At 44.4% G+C, this 18,519-nt stretch carries 12 protein-coding genes and 1 pseudogene; 9 read left to right on the forward strand and 4 right to left on the reverse strand.

What is annotated here, in order from left to right; translation table 11 throughout:
• Positions 1 to 4: 4 nt before the first annotated feature.
• From Q5691_RS11670 to Q5691_RS11680, 3 genes are all read right to left on the reverse strand, one after another.
• Positions 5 to 2,620 carry a replicative DNA helicase gene (locus Q5691_RS11670; RefSeq protein ID WP_333344923.1) on the reverse strand — a complete coding sequence of 872 codons (2,616 nt, stop codon included), beginning with the start codon at positions 2,618 to 2,620 and terminating at the stop codon, positions 5 to 7.
• A gap of 494 nt (positions 2,621 to 3,114) precedes the next feature.
• Positions 3,115 to 3,573 carry a 50S ribosomal protein L9 gene (gene rplI / locus Q5691_RS11675; protein ID WP_333175112.1) on the reverse strand — a complete coding sequence of 153 codons (459 nt, stop codon included), beginning with the start codon at positions 3,571 to 3,573 and terminating at the stop codon, positions 3,115 to 3,117.
• Between the two features lie 253 nt (positions 3,574 to 3,826).
• On the reverse strand, positions 3,827 to 8,923 hold the full coding sequence (locus tag Q5691_RS11680) for a PAS domain-containing protein (protein ID WP_333344926.1): 5,097 nt from the start codon (positions 8,921 to 8,923) through the stop codon (positions 3,827 to 3,829).
• A 618-nt stretch (positions 8,924 to 9,541) separates the two neighbouring features.
• Between Q5691_RS11680 and Q5691_RS11685 the strand changes: the two genes are divergently transcribed.
• Positions 9,542 to 10,381: a glycosyltransferase gene (locus Q5691_RS11685; RefSeq protein ID WP_333344927.1), complete on the forward strand. Its 840-nt coding sequence runs from the start codon at positions 9,542 to 9,544 to the stop codon at positions 10,379 to 10,381.
• Between the two features lie 94 nt (positions 10,382 to 10,475).
• On the opposite strand, the gene gloB is transcribed toward Q5691_RS11685, so the two are convergent.
• Entirely contained in the window at positions 10,476 to 11,249 is a 774-nt protein-coding gene (gene gloB / locus Q5691_RS11690; RefSeq protein WP_333208741.1) for a hydroxyacylglutathione hydrolase, read from the reverse strand.
• A gap of 629 nt (positions 11,250 to 11,878) precedes the next feature.
• On the opposite strand from gloB, the gene galE reads away from it, so the two are divergent.
• The 8 genes and pseudogenes from galE (at position 11,879) to Q5691_RS11730 (ending at position 18,487) form a co-directional block, all read left to right on the forward strand.
• On the forward strand, positions 11,879 to 12,877 hold the full coding sequence (gene galE / locus Q5691_RS11695) for a UDP-glucose 4-epimerase GalE (protein ID WP_333208739.1): 999 nt from the start codon (positions 11,879 to 11,881) through the stop codon (positions 12,875 to 12,877).
• 43 nt (positions 12,878 to 12,920) lie between these two features.
• Positions 12,921 to 13,718 carry a hypothetical protein gene (locus Q5691_RS11700; RefSeq protein WP_333208737.1) on the forward strand — a complete coding sequence of 266 codons (798 nt, stop codon included), beginning with the start codon at positions 12,921 to 12,923 and terminating at the stop codon, positions 13,716 to 13,718.
• A 9-nt stretch (positions 13,719 to 13,727) separates the two neighbouring features.
• Positions 13,728 to 14,288: a hypothetical protein gene (locus tag Q5691_RS11705; RefSeq protein WP_333311121.1), complete on the forward strand. Its 561-nt coding sequence runs from the start codon at positions 13,728 to 13,730 to the stop codon at positions 14,286 to 14,288.
• A 48-nt stretch (positions 14,289 to 14,336) separates the two neighbouring features.
• Positions 14,337 to 14,621 carry a hypothetical protein gene (locus Q5691_RS11710; RefSeq protein ID WP_333208735.1) on the forward strand — a complete coding sequence of 95 codons (285 nt, stop codon included), beginning with the start codon at positions 14,337 to 14,339 and terminating at the stop codon, positions 14,619 to 14,621.
• Positions 14,528 to 15,094: pseudogene (locus Q5691_RS11715) on the forward strand (NAD-dependent epimerase/dehydratase family protein); the annotation flags it as partial. The gene Q5691_RS11710 and the pseudogene Q5691_RS11715, both read left to right, overlap by 94 nt.
• Before the next feature lie 170 nt (positions 15,095 to 15,264).
• On the forward strand, positions 15,265 to 16,194 hold the full coding sequence (locus Q5691_RS11720; protein WP_333344929.1) for an alpha-1,2-fucosyltransferase: 930 nt from the start codon (positions 15,265 to 15,267) through the stop codon (positions 16,192 to 16,194).
• 24 nt (positions 16,195 to 16,218) lie between these two features.
• A complete protein-coding gene (locus tag Q5691_RS11725; protein ID WP_333344930.1) occupies positions 16,219 to 17,055 on the forward strand; it encodes a hypothetical protein in 837 nt (278 codons plus the stop codon).
• A gap of 280 nt (positions 17,056 to 17,335) precedes the next feature.
• Positions 17,336 to 18,487, forward strand: a complete 1,152-nt coding sequence (locus Q5691_RS11730; RefSeq protein ID WP_333311123.1) for a glycosyltransferase family 4 protein — start codon at positions 17,336 to 17,338, stop codon at positions 18,485 to 18,487.
• The last annotated feature ends 32 nt before the right edge of the window (positions 18,488 to 18,519 follow it).

Here is an 18,519-nt window from a genome sequence, read left to right on the forward strand (position 1 = left end):
TGATTTACGATCGCTTCGGAGATGCGAGATTGCGGAAGCAGGTAAATTGGGCGTCAAATAATAGTTTGATGATTCCTGTGGGCCCGTTTCTGTGTTTGGTAATAATTACTTCTGCAATTCCGCGATCGGGCGAATCAGGGTTGTAATATTCATCGCGGTAGAGCATAATTACTAAGTCGGCGTCTTGCTCGATGCTATTATGGGCGTACAATCCTTGTGTAGCGAAGTTTTCAATTTTCTCTACAGTTAAATCGTAAACCATTTCTTCGCCGGTGAAATCTATTTTTTTTATTTTATCCCAATAGATATCGCTAGCAGCAATTTTCTGAATTTCTTCAGATTCTAGAAGAGTAGCTAACTGCATAGCTCGTTCTCTACTGATATCACATTGATAGGAACTGTCGCCAGAATAGCGCGCGCCCAAATTTGCTTGAATTTGTTTAGTTGTTAAACCCAAACGTTCTCTGGCAATATTAACTTGGGATCGCCAAACTTGGTTGGGAATTAAATCTCGGTTAGTATTAGCCCGTCCAGAATTTTCTAGATATATTTTGACGGCGGCTAAACTTTCTTGTTTATAATTGCCAACCGCACCAATCCGATATACAAATTTTTCTAGACATTGCTTCCCGCCTACCCATACTTGATATTGAGTTCGTCCTTTATTTCCTTGGGAAATGGATTTAAAAGAGGCATTAATATTCAATTTTAATAATAACAATCGAACTCCCCGCGCTAGTTTTTCGCTACTAGATCCATAGTAAACACTGGGATAGTGGGAATTGTCTTTACTCGTGCGGATACAACCATCAGTTGCCCATAGGTGTCGAAGGAAAAGAGCGATCGATTCTTGCGGTTGGGTAAATACTAAACTGGGAATAAATTTTTCATGGGAACGTAAACCAAATATTTCTAATTGTTCGAGCCATTTAGTAATCGGATTTTTAATATTGGGAGCGAGACGATAACTAGCGGAGAGATAAACTTGATACCAATCGCGTTCGCGTTTAATGCGGGGATTAATTTTATCACCAAATACTTCTCTAGCCAAATGTGCAACTAATTCAGCTAAATCTAATTCTCGCGTCGTGTACTGAATGGTATGTCGGGGTAAAGTACAACCATCACCAATTAAATGTCCTAGTAAAGCTAATTCAGCATTACCCATCGTCTGCACTTCAGTACAAGGAATTGAGCGAGGTGTAGCAATTCGATCGCCTATTTTTAATTCATCTAACCGCTTCCAACCATCTGATGTAAAGAACTTATGATTGCCTGTTGCTGTAATCGAATTTCCCAAGCAAGTCGTCATCTCCCAGACGGGCTTGACTCCTGTACAAAAAGCATTAGTCACCATCGCTTTTTCCTGTTTCAGGGTATCTGAATTTAATCCCCAAACAGCAAAGCCAGATTTGCCGACTAAATCACGAATCGGGACTTCTAATCCACTATCCGCCAGGGTAACTAAACTATCGCCACCGAGACAGCCGCTTTCTCTCAAATCAGACATCATGGGTCGCTTGTTTGTCCTCGCTTCCACACCCCGACTCAACTGAGATAAGGCAATAATCGGCACATTGAGTTCGCGGGCTAAACCTTTAAGACTTCTGGTAATTCGAGATAGTTCTTGCACACGGTTGTCGCTGGTACCTTCCATTAATTGCAGGTAATCTAGCAAGACTAATCCTAGGGTGCCGCCTTGTTCTGCTTGGAGGCGGCGGACTTTCGATCGTATTTCTGTGACGGTAATATTGGGAGTATCGTCAATAAATAGTGGTAGTTCTGATAAATTGCCAATGGCTGTACTGATGGGCTCCCATTCGTTTTGACTGATTCTACCCGATCGCAATCGGTTACTTTCTATTTTGGCTTCGCTGGACAGGATGCGCTGCACTAGCTGTTCTTTCGACATTTCTAAGCTGAAAACGGCAACCGGCAATTTCTGCTGTCCGGCGGCGATGTGGTGGGCGATGTTGGTACAGAAGGCGGTTTTGCCCATCGCCGGCCTGGCTGCAACGATGATTAAATCCGATCGCTGAAAGCCTCCTGTCATGGCATCTAAGTCATAGAAACCGCACGGAATACCGGGAAGTGTGAGGCCTTCATTGCGATTTTCTAGGTCTTGAAATGTTTGGTTTAGTGTTTCGCCGATCGACACTAAATCTTGTTGCGGACGTTCTTGAGTTATGCTGAAAATTTCTTGTTCGGCGCGGTCTAAGACTGTTTCTAGTGGTGTTGCCGTCTCGTAACCTAATTGTACTATGTTGTTGCCAGCTTCGATTAATTTGCGGCGCTGATATTTGTCTTCAACTAAAACTGCATATTGGTCGATGTTGACTGCGGAAACTGTGCGATCGACTAATTGCGCTAATTTAGTTAGTCCTCCTACTTGCTCTAACTGATTGCGGTCGGTTAGGGAAGTTGTTACCGTCATTAAATCGGTAGGTTGACCCTGTAAAAATAGGCCTAATGCCGATCGATAAATGACTTGATGAGCGGTGATGGCAAAAAACTCCGGTCGCAGCAGCTCGGCAATTCGGGAAATAGCTTCGGGGTCAATTAAAATTCCCCCCAAAATTGCTTCTTCTGCCTCTATATTTGTCGGCATCAAATCGCTCATTAGTCAATAGTCCTCAGTCAGTCGATTTTAGATTTTAGATTTTAGATTTTAGATTTTAGATTTTCTGTTTTAGGTTTTAGATTTTCGGCTTTAGGTTTTAGGTTGTAGATTTTCGATTTTAGGTTTTAGGTTGTAGATTTTCGATTTTCGATTTTAGATTTTAGATTTACTCTACAGATGAATCTGGGAGCTTGAACAATATCCTAAAATTGTAGGTTCGACCATCAGGAGCGTCGGGGCTTGTGTCCGTTTTTCCGGCGGGGTCATTAGTTATTATCAGTGTAAGGTTTTGTAGGAGTGGGATCTGTCGCGAGCTCGCGTTTATACCAGACTCACGCTCTCTCGATCTCGCACTCCTGAAAAAATGCTTCTTACTCTCTGCAGAGATGCTCCGGTTCTCAATCTGCAAGTTAGCGTTACTGAGTCCTTACTTAGCAGTGCTTAGTTGTTAGCTAATGACTAATGACTAACAACTAATGACTGATAACTCTTAATTACATCGGAACCACTTGAATATCAACTTCGGCGGTAACTTCTGCGTGTAGTTTGATTTCAGCTTTGTATGTACCAGTTTGGCGAATTTCGGGTAGGGTGATGCCGCGCCGATCGACTTCTTGACTGGTAGAGTTGAAAATCAGTTCTGCTACTTCTTGGTTGGTGACAGTACCAAAAATCGCGTCAGCTTCGCCAACTTGCTTAGAGATGATGAAAGGCCCAGCCGATTCGAGGGCTGTTTTACGGACTTCAGCTTGCTGCTTGAGCTCTAGCTGGCGCAGTCTTTCTTCTTCACGGCGGCGCTCTGCTTGCTTGAGAATGCCCGGAGTGGCTCTAAATCCCATTCCTTGAGGTACTAGGTAGTTGCGGGCGTAGCCCGGGGCTACTTCTACTACGTCGCCAGCTTTGCCGAGTTTGCTGACATCTTTATTTAAAACTAATTGGACGCGCTTGGCCATGATCGTGGGTTGTGGGGTTTTAACTGCAACTTTTTATAATAGCGAAGTTTGAGGGGCGATCGCAAGGGAGAAGGAAGTTCGGCAACGGATTATGTAGCGGATGTAACGCATTTAACGGATAGATGTTGAGATTCGAGGTTCGAGGGAAGAAACAGGGATAATATTTTTAACGGGCAAATTCAGTTTGAAATTACGCAAAACGGGGGTGCTGTAATGAGCCAAATCAACTACAGTGGAATGTCTTACAGAGCACTCAGGCTTTATTTTCAAGGCGCTGGGCGATCGATCGCGCTACAGTAGCAACTAACTGGGTCGGATTGATCGGCTTGGCTAAGTGTTTGTCAAATCCGGCTTGCAAAATTTGGCGCTCGTTCGCTTCTCCAGCATAGGCCGTTAAGGCGATCGCCAACAACTGCCGATACTCAGGCGCAAGCTGAGTGCGGATGCGCTCGATCAACATATACCCGTCCATCTGGGGCATTCCAATGTCGCTGACGAGCAAATCCGGTGCAGTTTGTTCGATCGACTCTAGCGCCTCAGCAGCAGATGACACGGAAATCACCTCTGCACCCGCTTCCTCAAGCACGAAAGCGACAAAATCTCGCGAGTCGAGTTCATCATCTACCACCAAAATTCTCAATCCAGCTAGCGGCAAGGATGAGAGATCTGGACAAGCAGCCCCATGACGTTCTTCCTCCTCCTGCCTTCTAGAATCATCATTTAATAGCGGTAATCTCACCGTAAACGTCGCTCCTTGACCTTCTCCGGCGCTTTCTGCAAACACCGTTCCGCCGTGAAGTTCGATCAGTTGGCGGACGATCGCCAATCCCAATCCCAAGCCGCCAAATTTGCGAGTTGTTGCGCCGTCTTCTTGTCGGAAATGGTCAAAAACATAAGGCAAGAAATCAGGAAGAATGCCTTTACCAGTGTCTATGACTTGAATTTGAGCTTGGCGTGCGATTTGCACTAATCGAACTTCTACTCGACCGCCTTCTGGCGTAAATTTCACAGCATTTGATAACAAATTCCACACAATTTGTTGCAAGCGACTTGTATCCCCCAGAACTTGCCCGACATCAGTATTTAAAATTGTTTGAATTTGAATTTTTTTAGCTTCGGCTGCTAATTGCACGGTTTCCACAGCAGATGGAATAATGGTTGCCAGATTCATCGGAGCAACATTCAATCTGAGTTTTCCTTGCAGAATCCGAGACACGTCAAGCAAGTCTTCGATTAATTGAGATTGCAGTCTGGCGTTGCGCTCGATCGTCTCAAAAGCCTTGGCACTTTGACTCGCGTTCAGCTTGCCACCGACGAGCAGTTGCGACCAGCCTAAAATCGGATTCAGGGGCGATCGCAACTCGTGAGAAAGCACAGCCAGAAACTCGTCTTTAATGCGGTTAGCTCGCTCGGCTTCCGTGCGGGCAGTTTGTTCTAATTGGAGAACTATATCACGCTCGGTTTCCACTTGTTTGCGTTCTGTAATGTCGATTACAGAGCCGATATAACCCTCAAATTGTCCGCTTTCGGAAAATCTGGGAGCTGCTGCATCTATCGCCCAAGAATATCCGCCATCCTTGCGCCCGACGCGATATTCCACGCTGTACCGTTCCTGGCGTTCCTTGGCGGTCAAAAATGCCTTCTTTACCTGTTCTCGGTCTTCTGGATGCAGCGCGTTTATCCAACCCAATCCCAAACCTGTTTCCTCAGTTTGACCTGTGAATTCATACCAGGTTTCGCTCAAGAAAGTGCAATAGCCTGTGGAGTCTGTTACCCATACCATAAAAGGAGCATTGTTAGCCATATTGCGGAATCGTTCTTCGCTTTCTTGCAGCGCTGATAAAGCTTGTTTGCGTTCTGTGATATCCCGACAGACAATCACTCCGCCTTTGATTTCGCTGCTAGTATCAACTACTGGATAACCGCTGATACTGATCCAGCGATCTTCGGAATCTTCGCGGCGGACAAATACCTCTACATCATTGACATATTCACCTTTGATTGCTCTGGCTAGAGGTAGTTCAGCGGCGGGGAAGAGGGTTTTTTTATCTGCCAAAAATAGTCCGTAAGTGCTCGACCATTCCTCACAAGATTTTTCATTTGATAGCTGACCGAATATTCCTACGGCGGCTTGGTTAAACAACACAAACTCCCCTTGTTGGTTTGCCAAAATTAAACCATCGCCAATGCTGTCAATGATGACTTGCAGTAACTTAGTTTGTTCTTGCATGGCGACTTCTGCTCGTTTGCGATTTGTGATTTCGCTGGAGATGCCAATCAGGCCGATGACTTCTCCCGCTTGATTGCGGTATGGAGCTTTCATTACCAGAAATGTCCGAATGCCATCGTGAGATTCTTCGAGGACTTCTGTTTGTCCAGACTCCATAATGCGCCGATCGTTTTCCGTGACTGTGACTGCAAGTTCTGTTACTGGGTATAAATCGATATCGCGACCACCAATTACTTCAGAAGCAGATTTGCCCATTATTTCCAGCGTGGCTGGATTGGCATAAATAATCTGTCCTTCTCGATTTTTGACAAAAATTGGCGTCGGCGCTGACTCGTTAATTACGTTCAAAATCGCATTTTTTTGGCGCAGTTCTTCTTCAGTGCGTTTGCGATCGCTAATATCGCTCCAATAAACGGTAAGTCCTCCGGCCGCAGGATAGGCGCTCACTTCTATATACATCTGGAGCGAAGGCGAGAACTCTTCAAACTTGACAGAAACTTGTTCGGAAACAACTCGATGAAATTCTTGATATGCCCTTGAATTAAATTCTTTCTCGGCAGGGAATACCTCCCAGATCGATCGACCTAGTAAGTCGTTTCTCGATCGAGAAAGCAGTTTTTCTGCTGTGGCATTAACGTAGGTATAGCGCCATTGTGAATCGATCGCCATAAAGGCATCGGTAATACTTTCTATAATATTGCTGACTTGCTGGGAGGCCGCTTGCACCGCGAGTTCAGCGTTTTTGCGCTCGGTGATGATTTCGCAAAAAATCATGATACCGCCAATCTCATTGGTGTTGGTTCGCCAAGGATGAATTTCCCAGCGCACCCAGTCGATTAAGCCATCAGGGCGGGGAAACTGATCTTCTGGGCAGATTTCGACTGATCCCGCCAGACAGCGCTGGTGGATTTGTTTCAAACGATCGGGCAAATTGGGAAAGATGTCGTAGTGCGATCGACCCACAATGTTTTGAGTGCCGAGCCCGTAACTTGACAGCCAGCGGTCGCTCACCAGCATATACCGCATCTGGCGGTCAAACATCGCCACCCCCGCAGGCGAATGTTTGACGAACAGCCGCAGTTGCTCTTCCTGTTGCCGCAGGAGATTCTCGGATTGTTTGCGATCAGTGATTTCTTGGAAAAGTATGGCGACTTGTCGGCTGTGCGGCTCAGGAGTGCGGAACGCCAAAACGTCGAACCAGCGGTTCATGACTTCCGAGCCGTGCTCGAAGCGCAAGGGTTCCCCCGTCAGGGCGACTTTGCCGTACATCTCAAACCAATAATCTTCGATATCTGGAACGAGTTGGCGCGCCGTTTTACCCGCAGCTTGTTCAAGCCCGGTTTGTTTCAAGAAAGCCGGATTGACTTCCAAAAAGCGGTAATCGATCGGCTTTTCGTTTTCGTCAAACAGCATTTCGATGATGCAAAAGCCTTCGTCTAGGCACTCAAACAAAGTGCGATAGCGTTCCTCAGAGTGGCGCAAAGCAGCAAGAGCTTGTTTGCGATCGCTAATATCCATAAAGGCGGCCACACAGCCACGAACTGCGCCCTGTTCGTCAAATAACGGCACCGCATTCACCAACCAATCAAAGGCAACCCCGTCCTCGCGCACCATTTGAATTTCCACATCTCGCACTTCGACGCCCGAAGCCACGGCTAGTTGCATGGGCAGTTGTTCTCCCGGAATTTCTTCTCCGTTGCGGAATCGTCTAAACGGAAGGGCTGCGGCTTGCTCTCCGGTTCCAGAAACATTGGTATCGGGTGGCACTATCAACATCGACTGGGCAAATCGGTTAGCGCGAATTACTTTACACTGGGGGTCGTCTGCGATCGTAATACCGACGGGTACAGCATCAAGTATCGATTCGAGTTCATTGACTCGTCGTTCTAATTCTTGGTTGAGCCGTTCAATTTCTTTTTTGGTAGCTTTGCGATCGGTAATTTCTAGCACCGTCACATTCACTCCCAGGACGCGATCGTCCTCGGCCCTGAGTGGATAGAGACTCAACAGCCAATCCTGTTCGACTCCCGGCTGTGCTGAGTTCGTCCTGCGAAGTTCGAGCTGTTGAAGTGGAACTTTAGTTTCAATAACTTGTCGGTAAAGCGGCTCTAAATCATCTGCCATTTCTGGCAAGATTTCGCGCAATGTTTTGCCGATGTGGGCGGCGGCTGGAACTCCGTTAATTTCTGCTAGCCAATCGTTGAGGCGGACAAACCGCAACTCAGTATCAAGGAAGCAAAGTCCGATCGGCGCACTAGCATAAATCGCCTCGATTTCTGCTAGTTGTTGATGTGCCGTTTGCGCTTGTTTAATATAAGCAGCCCTAGCCGCTTTCTCCTCAGTGACATCTTGAAAATAAACGGCAAGTCCTGATGGGATGGGATAAGCTCGTACCGCATACCAAGCATTGAGCGGTGGATAAAAAGATTCAAAACTAACCGTAACTTGGAAGGTAGCGGCGTGGCGATATTCCTGCTCAAACAAACTGCCCACTGATTCGGGAAACTCTTCCCAAATGCTGTTGCCAATCAAATCTTTCGAGGGTCGATTCAGCCATCGCGCAGCTTGCGAATTGAGGTAGGTAAATCGCCAGTCTCGATCCAAAGCAAAGAACCCGTCCGAAATACTTTCGAGGGTGTCTGACAGTTGGGGCGCGGGCGCGTTACAGACTGGTTCAGGCTGAGGTTGAGCGATAGAAGTGAAGGTTGTTACTACCGCATAGGGAGTCGATCGATCTCCCTGAAATAAAGGTTGAGAATTGAGCGTCAACCAAATCAATTCTCCCTGTGGCCGATCAAAGCCCATGATGACATTTAAACATGGTTGCCCGGTTTGCAGCGCCACCATCGCCGGATGTGTCTCGCCAGGAAAATCCGAGGCATCCTCACGCAGAGTCTGCCAGCGACTGTTGATTGAAGTGCATAAGAGCATCTGTTCTGCTGTCATCCCCAACAGGTCCTGGGCGTGAGAATTGCACCCCTGAATGCTGCCATCTGCCAATTGCAGAACCATCCCTACATCACTTGACAAAGGGGGGGCTGGGTAGAAGGCTTTGTTAGAATCCGTTGAAACAGAGGGGTCGATTTTTGCTTGGGGTTCAGTATTGCGTGGGTTTTGCATCGGTTTCTAACAACGCTCATTTTACTTTGGGCAAAGCAAATCGCGATCAATAATAGGGAAATAACCAGAGGAACTTTTGACTTGAGCAGGGTGACACTTCAAACCTAAGATGGATGTCGATCGTTCTGCGGTAATATCGATATCTAGACAATTTATTTTATCGTAGAGTCCCACGTCTGAACCAGTTGCGGGATTCAGCACAGGCGACGGAGAATTTTCTGGCTGTTTCAAATGCGAGGTCAGCCCCTCTCATGATTTGTCGGGTTGCTGCATATTAGCCATGGCTGTTACTCGTTTTCGGGTGCGAACAGATGGCACTTGCACACAGATCAATAAGTAGATGAAGCTTGAAAATACATAACCCCTCTCTAGCAGCGAGTGAAACGAAGCAATCGCTCTTGTTCTGCCCGCCTTACATTCTGTTACATAGTAAACTTTATTTGCGCCTACCTACTTAGAAAACCCGTTTCTTGGTGTAAATCTAACCGGAAATTTAGGCAAGATAATGTTCGTCTCAACGGTAAACGGGCGATCGCATTTACTTCAATACAGGGTCGCCTGCTTCCTCCAGTCCAATGTTTGTGTCACGTTTGCCGTTCATCTCACAAACTTAATCCTATGCACATATTCACAGCCGCCGATCGCACCTATATTCTGGGGTTAGCAGCACTTCTCAAGTCTGTAGATCTCAATGTTAGCCAATCTGGAGAGCAGCCTGTAAAAATTAGCATTGTATCTACTAGGATAGAGCCACACCAAAAGGAACAGTTACAGAATTGCTGCAAATACCAGATTGAATGGCAAGAATTGCAATCTAATTACGACCAACTTCTTTCGATATCAGGTTCTAAACTTCCTTACGTTAAATTGGAGCCGCAAAAATATACCAAAGAAACAGAAAGGCTGATTTGGCTCGACAGCGATACGATCGTTCTGGGCAGCTTAGAGCCGCTGTGGAACCTAGATTTTCAAACTCTGCCGATAGCAGCCGCAGCCAACTTCTGGGGAAATCTCAACAATTATCAAGATCGAAACCCTTATTTCAATAGTGGTGTTTTAGTTTACAACATGAAGCTTTGGGAGGAAGAGCAACTGTCGGAAAAGTTGCTCCAAAATGCTAGAACCCACGTTTGGGGCGATCGCGATCAAGGTGCATTAAATTCAGTTTTAGTGGGAAGGTGGAAGCAATTAGACCAAAGATGGAACAACCACAAGACTGATGATATGTCAAGTAAAGTGATGCACTTTATGTCAAGACCAAAACCGTGGGAAAGCTCCGCCCCCAATCAATTATGGCTTGATATGTTGTCTCAGACACCGTTTAAGGAGGAACTAGAAAAAATTACAAATAAGTTTAAGGGGCTGTCGAGCTTTCACGTAAAATACCAAAGACTTGACAGGTGGTTGAGCGAACCGATACTCAAGTTTAAGAGTTACCTGAAACAACCAAAACGTTAAGGTCAATCGATTTTAGATTTTAGATTTTAGATTAAAGAATTGAAGCATTGACCCCACGGATGAATCCGGGGGCTTGTATCCTGGATGCTTTCGGTCAAAATTGGTCTTTCATGCCGCGCAATCGAGCGAAGGTTGGCACGGGATCGCGGGTGTTGGTGGCTGATTGGATCGTGGGAAAGTCCCAGCGCAAAAATGGGTTTGTCCTTTTTTCGAGGCCGATCGATGATGGTATTGTAGGTTGCGATCGACTGCGCGCTTCCTTGACTTCGGCGAAGCGCTGCTGTAAGTGGGGATTGTCGCCATCCACACTCAAGGCAAATTGCAGGTTGTTCAGCGTGTATTCGTGGGCGCACCAGACTCTCGTACTATCGGGCAAATTTCGCAGTTGCCCCAGAGAGGCTAACATTTGGGCGGGAGTGCCTTCTTTGAGCCGGCCGCAGCCTCCAGCAAATAAGGTGTCGCCGCAAAACAACTCGCCGGTTTCGCTGGGATTGCTGGGGGGGAAATAGTAGGCGATGTGAGCTTTTGTGTGGCCGGGTAGGAAGAAGACTTCGGCGGTTCTGTTGGCGAAAGAAACTCGATCGCCCGCTTGTAAAAACACTTGCTGTCCGGGTATTCTGCCTCGGTCTTCTGCGCCACCGTAAACTTTGATATGGGGAAAGCGATCGATCAGTTCCTGATTGCCGCCTATGTGGTCGTTGTGGTGGTGGGTATTGAAAATTGCGGTTAATTCGGCTCCGAGTGCTTGGAGTTGCTCTAATACTGGCTGCGATCGTGCTGGATCGACGACGGCTGCTGTGTGGCGATCGGGGTCGTGCAGCAAGAAAATGTAATTGTCGGACAGTACCGGAAGCCGATAAACCTGCATAGAAAAGTGCCTCTCTAGGAAAAATATTATATAATTAAATTAGTTCTGAACCCTATCCGAAGGCTGATTGCAGATTTATTAAGTCCGCGTATCTATCTTGGGAAGTAAAACTCTGATACGTTATTTCTGCTGTTGAGCAAAGTGATTTAAGGTCGGGTACGCACCATTTTTGGGTCAATAAGTGCAATGGGCTTTAATTATTTTAGCATACAAGCGATCGAATAAATGCGAACATCTCACAACAAATCGAACTTAACAATTTCTCAAAAAGTCGATCGGATTGTAGCCTCTGGCAAGATCAGTCGCAGGGAACACTTAGTTTTGACTTCGGCTATCCTATCAGATGATAAAATTTCAGAAGAGGATCGACATCAGATTAATCGGATATTTGATTATATCCAAATTGGTCGCCTCAAGTTTATCGATTGAACAGAAAGACTTGCTCCCTCAGCATCGGTCTGGAGTTTAAAAAGCGTTTTTTAGGAGTGCGATCGTCCCGTCGGGCACAGCAAAGCCTAGATATTTAGCTTGAATTCTCCCGCTGACGCCGAGTGTGAAAGCCTCAGATGTGGAAGTCTCAAATTAACAAGGCTCTTGGCAATCCCAGCTACAAAAACAGGCAGAATAAAATGAGTGCAGACAAACCAACTATTTTGGTGACGGGCGGAGCGGGATATATTGGCTCTCACGCGGTATTAGCGCTGAAAAACGCTGGTTACGGTGTGGTGATTTTGGATAATTTAGTTTACGGTCACAGAGATATAGTAGATCGGGCTTTGCAGGTGGAGTTAGTAGTTGGCGACACGAACGATCGCACTCTTCTAGACAACTTGTTTGCTACGCACAAGATTGATGCGGTAATGCACTTTTCTGCATACGCTTACGTGGGCGAATCTGTTACCGATCCCGCTAAATATTATCGTAACAATGTCATCGGCACTATTACCCTTTTGGAAGCAATGATCGCTGCTGACGTGAAGAAATTTGTGTTTTCTTCTACTTGCGCGACTTACGGTGTACCGGAAAAAATTCCGCTCACAGAAGACCACCCACAAAACCCGATCAATCCCTACGGTGCTACTAAGTTAATGGTAGAACGGATTTTGTCGGATTTTGACGCTGCGTATGATTTCAAGTCTGTTTGTTTCCGCTATTTTAACGCGGCTGGGGCCGATCCGAACGGATTATTAGGAGAGGATCACAATCCCGAAACTCACCTGATCCCGCTGGTGTTGTTCGCGGCTTTGGGTAAACGAGATTCGATCGCGATTTTTGGCACGGATTACGAGACTCCTGACGGTACTTGCATTCGGGATTACATTCACGTTAACGATTTGGCATCGGCTCACATTTTGGGATTAGAATATTTGCTCAATGGTGGCAAATCTGATTTCTTTAATTTGGGCAATGGCGGCGGTTTTTCGGTGAAAGAGGTGATAGAAACGGCTCGTCAAGTGACGGGAAAAGAGATTAAGGCTGTTGAGTGCGATCGGCGTCCGGGAGACCCGCCTGCTTTGGTTGGCAGCAGCAAAAAGGCGATCGAAACCTTGGGCTGGTCTCCAGAATATCCAGACATTAAAAACATTATCTCCCATGCTTGGCAGTGGCATCAAAAGCGTCACAGTTAGCATAAACTCAAATAAAACAAGTGCAAAAATAGAGTCTTAAATAATGTTAAACAGTCACAAAGATTTTTGTTTTTGCACCTTAGCTTTTGGGAAAAAGTATCGCGAATTAGCCAAACAACTAGCAGCAGACTTAGAAACTCATTCTCTAGGGACGATGCTAGTTGTTTGTACTGACAACCCACATGACTTTCAGAATTTAACGAATGTTTTCGCCTTTAAAAAAAGTCGCGAAGGTGTAGATTATTGTTATAATGATAAACGATTTGCACTAAAAAAAGCCTTAGAATTATGCCGAGTGACAATCTTTGTGGATGCAGATACAAGAATCAGAGGAAAAGTGCCGGAGAGAGAATGGATGTCCGGCATTACTTCTAAAGGGTTTATTCCCATTCTAGAACATCCACCAAATCAATCATTACCGGGGAGAAAAGAGGCAATTCACAAATTAGCAAAAAAGCTAGAAATTTCATTGAAAAATGTAAGTTTTGTTCCAGAAAACTTGTTCGTAATTGCGAGAGACAATGGTAAAGAAATTCAGTTTATTCAAGAATGGGGAAAGATTGGAAGATTTTTTGAAGTGCAAAAAGTCAAAACAAAAGACGGTAATCCCATTGGGTTAGCAACTGCTAAAGTTGGGTGGAATATTCGTAATGACGGGTGGGAGGAACTCGCTCAAATTATGGAGCATTCTTTTGCTCATTGGGACTGGCAAAAAAATCAAGTAAGAACCTTTTGGGATAAAGTTTGGGATAAATTACAGTTTTACCATTGGCAATATCTCTATCGGTTATTAAAAACACAGTTAATTGCCTTATTAAATTTCGATTTTTACTATCGTTAGAGAAAAGATATGGATAGAGGATTTATCATTATTTTAATTGGATTGTACTCTTTCCAGGATTGCGTTCATTTTCTAGCTTCAGTCAGGAAGGTTCACCGCGAACCAATTATTATTTTAATAGATAGAGTCCCGCGATTTTTATATCCCTTACTTTTGGTGTTCGGAAATGTGAGATTGCAGGACGCACCGAAACCCGAAAATCCTGTTTTAGCATCGCGACAAGCTAAGCTGGCTTTGTATCCACAATCTCCTTTTGAGAAAACTATTTATCTGGAGTGGGATATTTGTTTGCTATCGCCAATATATGAAGTTTTTGACTATCTTGATGAAGTAGATTTGCTGATAACAGAAGACGGGCAGCCTGCGATTGCTAAAACGGCAAATTTATTAAGAGTCAAGCAGGATATTCTGTCAACTTTGGAGTCTATCGGGTTGCCGCTAAATGTAAAGAGCATTCAATACAATGGCGGATTTATCGCTTTTACGAAAAGCAGTAAAACTCAGGAATTGTTTATAAACTTTAAGAAATATTTCGATATGGTAGTGGCGATCAAAATGTGCTATTCTTGAAAGATTCAGGGCGCTTTGGCAGCGGCTGTTGAATCAGTGAAACCGAAAATGACAACTTTGTCCCCGGTTTACAACTACTTGGATAAGTGGAAAGATGTTTATACGATCGACAAACCGATTAAAGTAATGCACTGCACTTATCCTTACCGCCCTCAGTACGCGAAGAACGTGACGCGATCGCTCTTTACTAGAATAGTCGATCGCACGGCTACAATATTTTTACCAAATCAACTTAACAATCCCTTTGCGCGACTTACGGTGTACCTGAGAAAATTCCGCTCACAGAAGACTACCCACAAAATCCGATCAATCCCTACGGTGCTACTAAGTTAATGGTAGAACGGATTTTGTCGGATTTTGACGCTGCGTATGATTTCAAGTCTGTTTGTTTTCGCTATTTTAACGCGGCTGGGGCTGACCCTAACGGGTTGTTAGGAGAGGATCGCAATCCAGAAACTCACCTGATCCCACTGGTGTTGTTCGCAGCTTTGGGTAAACGAGATTCGATCGCGATTTTTGGCACGGATTACGAGACTACTGACGGTACTTGCATCCGGGATTACATTCACGTTAACGAGTTGGCATCTGCTCACATTTTAGGATTAGAATATTTGTTAAATGGTGGCAAATCTGATTTCTTTAATTTGGGCAACGGCGGCGGGTTTTCGGTGAAAGAGGTGATAGAAACGGCTCGTCAAGTGACGGGAAAAGAGATTAAGGCTGTTGAGTGCGATCGGCGTCCGGGAGACCCTCCTGCTTTGGTTGGCAGCAGCAAAAAGGCGATCGAAACCTTGGGTTGGTCTCCATAATATCCCGACATCAAGGATATTATCTCCCATGCTTGGCAGTGGCATCAAAAGCGTCACCACTCTTAGTATGTAGCGTGCTTATAGCGCACCTTACCATTACAGCAAAATTTGATTGAATTCTTGTGGGGAGTAGGGGTTGGGCGTCCCGCCCACTCCAAAAATACAATATGCTAATAATATCTGCTAAATCGGGACAACTCGGCAACCGACTGCTGCTTTTTGCTAATTTCATTTCTTGGGCGATCGAGCATAATTTGACGGTTCTCAATCCGGCTTTTGAGGAATATGCAGAATTCTTTGTGGGAACCGCAGGGGATTTTTTGTGTTGTTATCCTCCTCCATATTTTACCGCAGGAGGTAACAAGTTTGTCAGAAGCAAATATATTAATTTTATTAAGTATTTAAGCAGCCAAAAAATTTTAAAAACGCAAGAAATAACCCGAAAAAAACCTTTTAGTTGGCTTGCATATCAGGATATCGCACAAATCAAGCAGGGTTCAATTGTTTGTTTTCAAGGCTGGCTATTTCGAGATGGCTGGTTTGTAGAAGATCTCCCCTATTTACACAAGTACGCCGACCAGATTAGAGCCTACTTTGCACCATTAGAGCGATATAGAATCAATGTAGATCGTTTGATATTGAATTTAAAAGATAACTCTGATATGCTAGTCGGAATTCACATCCGTCAAGGGGATTATGCTCAGCATCAAAAGGGGAGATACTTTTACACTACTCAGCAATATTTAGAAGTCATTAATTCTGTGGTAAGGCTATTTGAAGGCAAAAAAATCAAGTTTTTGATTTGTTCTAATATTCCACAAAATCCGAGTTTGTTTGAGGATTTTAACTGTGGATTTGGCAGCGGTCATTTAATTGAAGATATGTATGCTTTGGCTGAGTGCGACTATGTTGTCGGGCCGCCTAGCAGTTATACTATGTGGGCTTCTTTTTATGGAGATCGGCCTCTTTATATGATCCGCGATGTCAATAAAACAATTAACCTGAAAGATTTTGTACATTTTTATGAATGGCAAGGAATTTTTCACCAACGAGATGACTGGAGTGAGAGCTTTTGGGAGTGGACACACGCTCGGTAAATAAGTAAATCAATAAGTAAATTAATGAATTCAAATAAATTAGCAGTCAAGGGATTTATTACTATATTAACCGGTCTTTACTCTTTCCAGGATTGCGTTCATTTTCTGGCGTCTGTTAGGAAGTTTCACCGGGAACCAATTATTATTTTAATAGATAGAGTCCCTCTAATTTTATATCCTTTACTTCAGGTGTTCGGAAATGTCATATTGAAACCTGCACCCTCTAATGAAAATCCTGTTTTAGCATCGCGACAAGCTAAGCTGGCTTTGTACGGGGAATCTTTGTTTGAGAAAACTATTTATATGGACTGCGATATTTGTTTGCTGTCGCCAATAGATGAGGTTTTTGATTTTCTTGATGGGGTAGATTTGTTGGTGACGGAAGATGTGCAGCCTGCGATTGCTAAAGCGGCAAATTTATTAAGAGTTAAGCAGGATATTCTGTCAACTTTGCAGTCTGTCGGGTTGCCGCTAAATGCAAATAGCATTCAATACAATGGCGGATTTATCGCTTTTACGAAAAGCAGTAAAACTCAGGAATTGTTTATACATTTTAAGAAATATTTCGATATGGTAGTGGCGCATCAAAATGTGCTACTCTTGAAAGACCAGGGCGCTTTTGCGGCTGCTGTGGAATCGGTGAAACCGAAAATGACAATTTTGTCCCCGGTTTACAACTACTTGGATAAGTGGAAAGATGTTTATACGATCGACAAACCGATTAAAGTAATGCACTGCACTTATCCTTACCGCCCTCAGTACGCGAAGAACGTGACGCGATCGCTCTTTACTAGAATAGTCGATCGCACAGCTAAAATATTTTTACCAAATCAACTTAACAATCCCTGGCGTTTAAAATAATTAAAGTTTGTTGGCAAACTGCATCAAAAACAACAAAATGCAGCCCCAAATTAAAAAAATTAGCCTCAACATATCCGAAAATTTACCTAGAAGAATTATTGCTGGCTAGAATAACAGTCTTGGGTTCATTATTCTGTTTTTTTACTAAAATACTTCGTTGCTGCCCTTTGCCCTCGTTAAAAACCTGGTTGCTGTGGTCGGGAGTACGTGAGTCAGAATCGCCTTGACAAAAGCTCGGTTAAGCAGGAAAATTAAAAAAATGTTTTAAACAAAATACTCAGTGAAAGTTTCATTAGTAGTGAGCGATTTGTCAGGAGGAGGTGCAATTCGTGCTTTTTTATTAGCTCAAGTCTTGATAGAGCTTAAATGTGATGTAGAAGTTGTTGGATTTCAGTTTGGCAAGGAATTGTACGCTACTCCTCCCAGAGACATCCCGGTATATGCGATACCGGGTAAAAATTATCCGGGGTTTTTGATGGATGCTCAAAAACTTTGGAAAAAAATAGATGGGGATATTATTTATGCAGTCAAACCTAAACCTACAAGCTTTGGATTATCACTGCTAAAAAAACTGGCGACTCGCCACTTTATAATTTTAGATATAGACGACTGGGAACTGAGCTGGTACGGCGGAGATGAATGGAAATACCGTCCCTCTTTTAAACAACTTTATCGAGATATTTTTAAACACAACGGTCAATTGAGAGAACCAGATAATCCGCTCTATCTCAAGTGGATGGAAAGTCTAATTCACCGTGCTGATGCAGTTACCATTGATACTAAGTTTTTAAAACAGCGTTTTGGTGGTGTATATTTGCCTAATGGTAAGGATACTGCAATGTTCGACCCTGCTAAATACAATCCTGAATTGAGCAGACAGCGTTACGGCTTGTCCGGATATAGAGTTGTGATGTTTCCGGGGGCACCGCGACCTCATAAAGGCGTGGAGGATGTTTTGATGGCCCTCGAACTGTTAAATGAGCCGGATTTAAAATTAGCGATCGTCGGCGGCAGTCCTTATGATGATTATGATGATAAACTTGTGAAACAATGGGGGCGTTGGATTATTAAACTGCCAAGGTTTCCAGTGGAGACGATGCCGTCCGTTGTAGCAGCGGCTCATGTTGTCGTTGTTCCTCAGCGAGAAACTCTCGCAGCCGTGGCTCAGTTTCCGCTCAAGCTGACAGATGGTATGGCAATGGCTAAGCCTGTTTTGTCTACGCGAGTGGGGGATATTCCAGCAATTTTAGGGGGAACGGGTTATTTAGTCGATCCGAGTTCTCCCGCTCAAATTTCACAAAAAATTCAATGGATATTTCAAAATTTGACAGCGGCTAATTTACAAGGAATGAAAGCTCGGGAAAGATGTGTGAAAAAATATAGTATTCAAGCAATGAAACCGATACTTTCAGAGATAATCGCAGGTATGTAAATGTTATTTTAAAACTACTCAATGGAGGAAGA

The organism is Microcoleus sp. w1-18aA5 (genome assembly GCF_036701705.1).
Lineage (GTDB): Bacteria > Cyanobacteriota > Cyanobacteriia > Cyanobacteriales > Microcoleaceae > Microcoleus.

What these genes read in the sequence shown, in the direction of transcription:
- Q5691_RS11705 (WP_333311121.1), top strand. Translation starts at nt 13,728, where the DNA reads ATGGATAGAGGATTTATCATTATTTTAATTGGATTGTACTCTTTCCAG.
- Q5691_RS11725 (WP_333344930.1), top strand. Translation starts at nt 16,219, where the DNA reads ATGAATTCAAATAAATTAGCAGTCAAGGGATTTATTACTATATTAACC.
- Q5691_RS11710 (WP_333208735.1), top strand. Translation starts at nt 14,337, where the DNA reads ATGACAACTTTGTCCCCGGTTTACAACTACTTGGATAAGTGGAAAGAT.
- Q5691_RS11720 (WP_333344929.1), top strand. Translation starts at nt 15,265, where the DNA reads ATGCTAATAATATCTGCTAAATCGGGACAACTCGGCAACCGACTGCTG.
- Q5691_RS11685 (WP_333344927.1), top strand. Translation starts at nt 9,542, where the DNA reads ATGCACATATTCACAGCCGCCGATCGCACCTATATTCTGGGGTTAGCA.
- rplI (WP_333175112.1), bottom strand. Translation starts at nt 3,573, where the DNA reads ATGGCCAAGCGCGTCCAATTAGTTTTAAATAAAGATGTCAGCAAACTC.
- Q5691_RS11680 (WP_333344926.1), bottom strand. Translation starts at nt 8,923, where the DNA reads ATGCAAAACCCACGCAATACTGAACCCCAAGCAAAAATCGACCCCTCT.
- Q5691_RS11670 (WP_333344923.1), bottom strand. Translation starts at nt 2,620, where the DNA reads ATGAGCGATTTGATGCCGACAAATATAGAGGCAGAAGAAGCAATTTTG.
- galE (WP_333208739.1), top strand. Translation starts at nt 11,879, where the DNA reads ATGAGTGCAGACAAACCAACTATTTTGGTGACGGGCGGAGCGGGATAT.
- gloB (WP_333208741.1), bottom strand. Translation starts at nt 11,249, where the DNA reads ATGCAGGTTTATCGGCTTCCGGTACTGTCCGACAATTACATTTTCTTG.
- Q5691_RS11700 (WP_333208737.1), top strand. Translation starts at nt 12,921, where the DNA reads ATGTTAAACAGTCACAAAGATTTTTGTTTTTGCACCTTAGCTTTTGGG.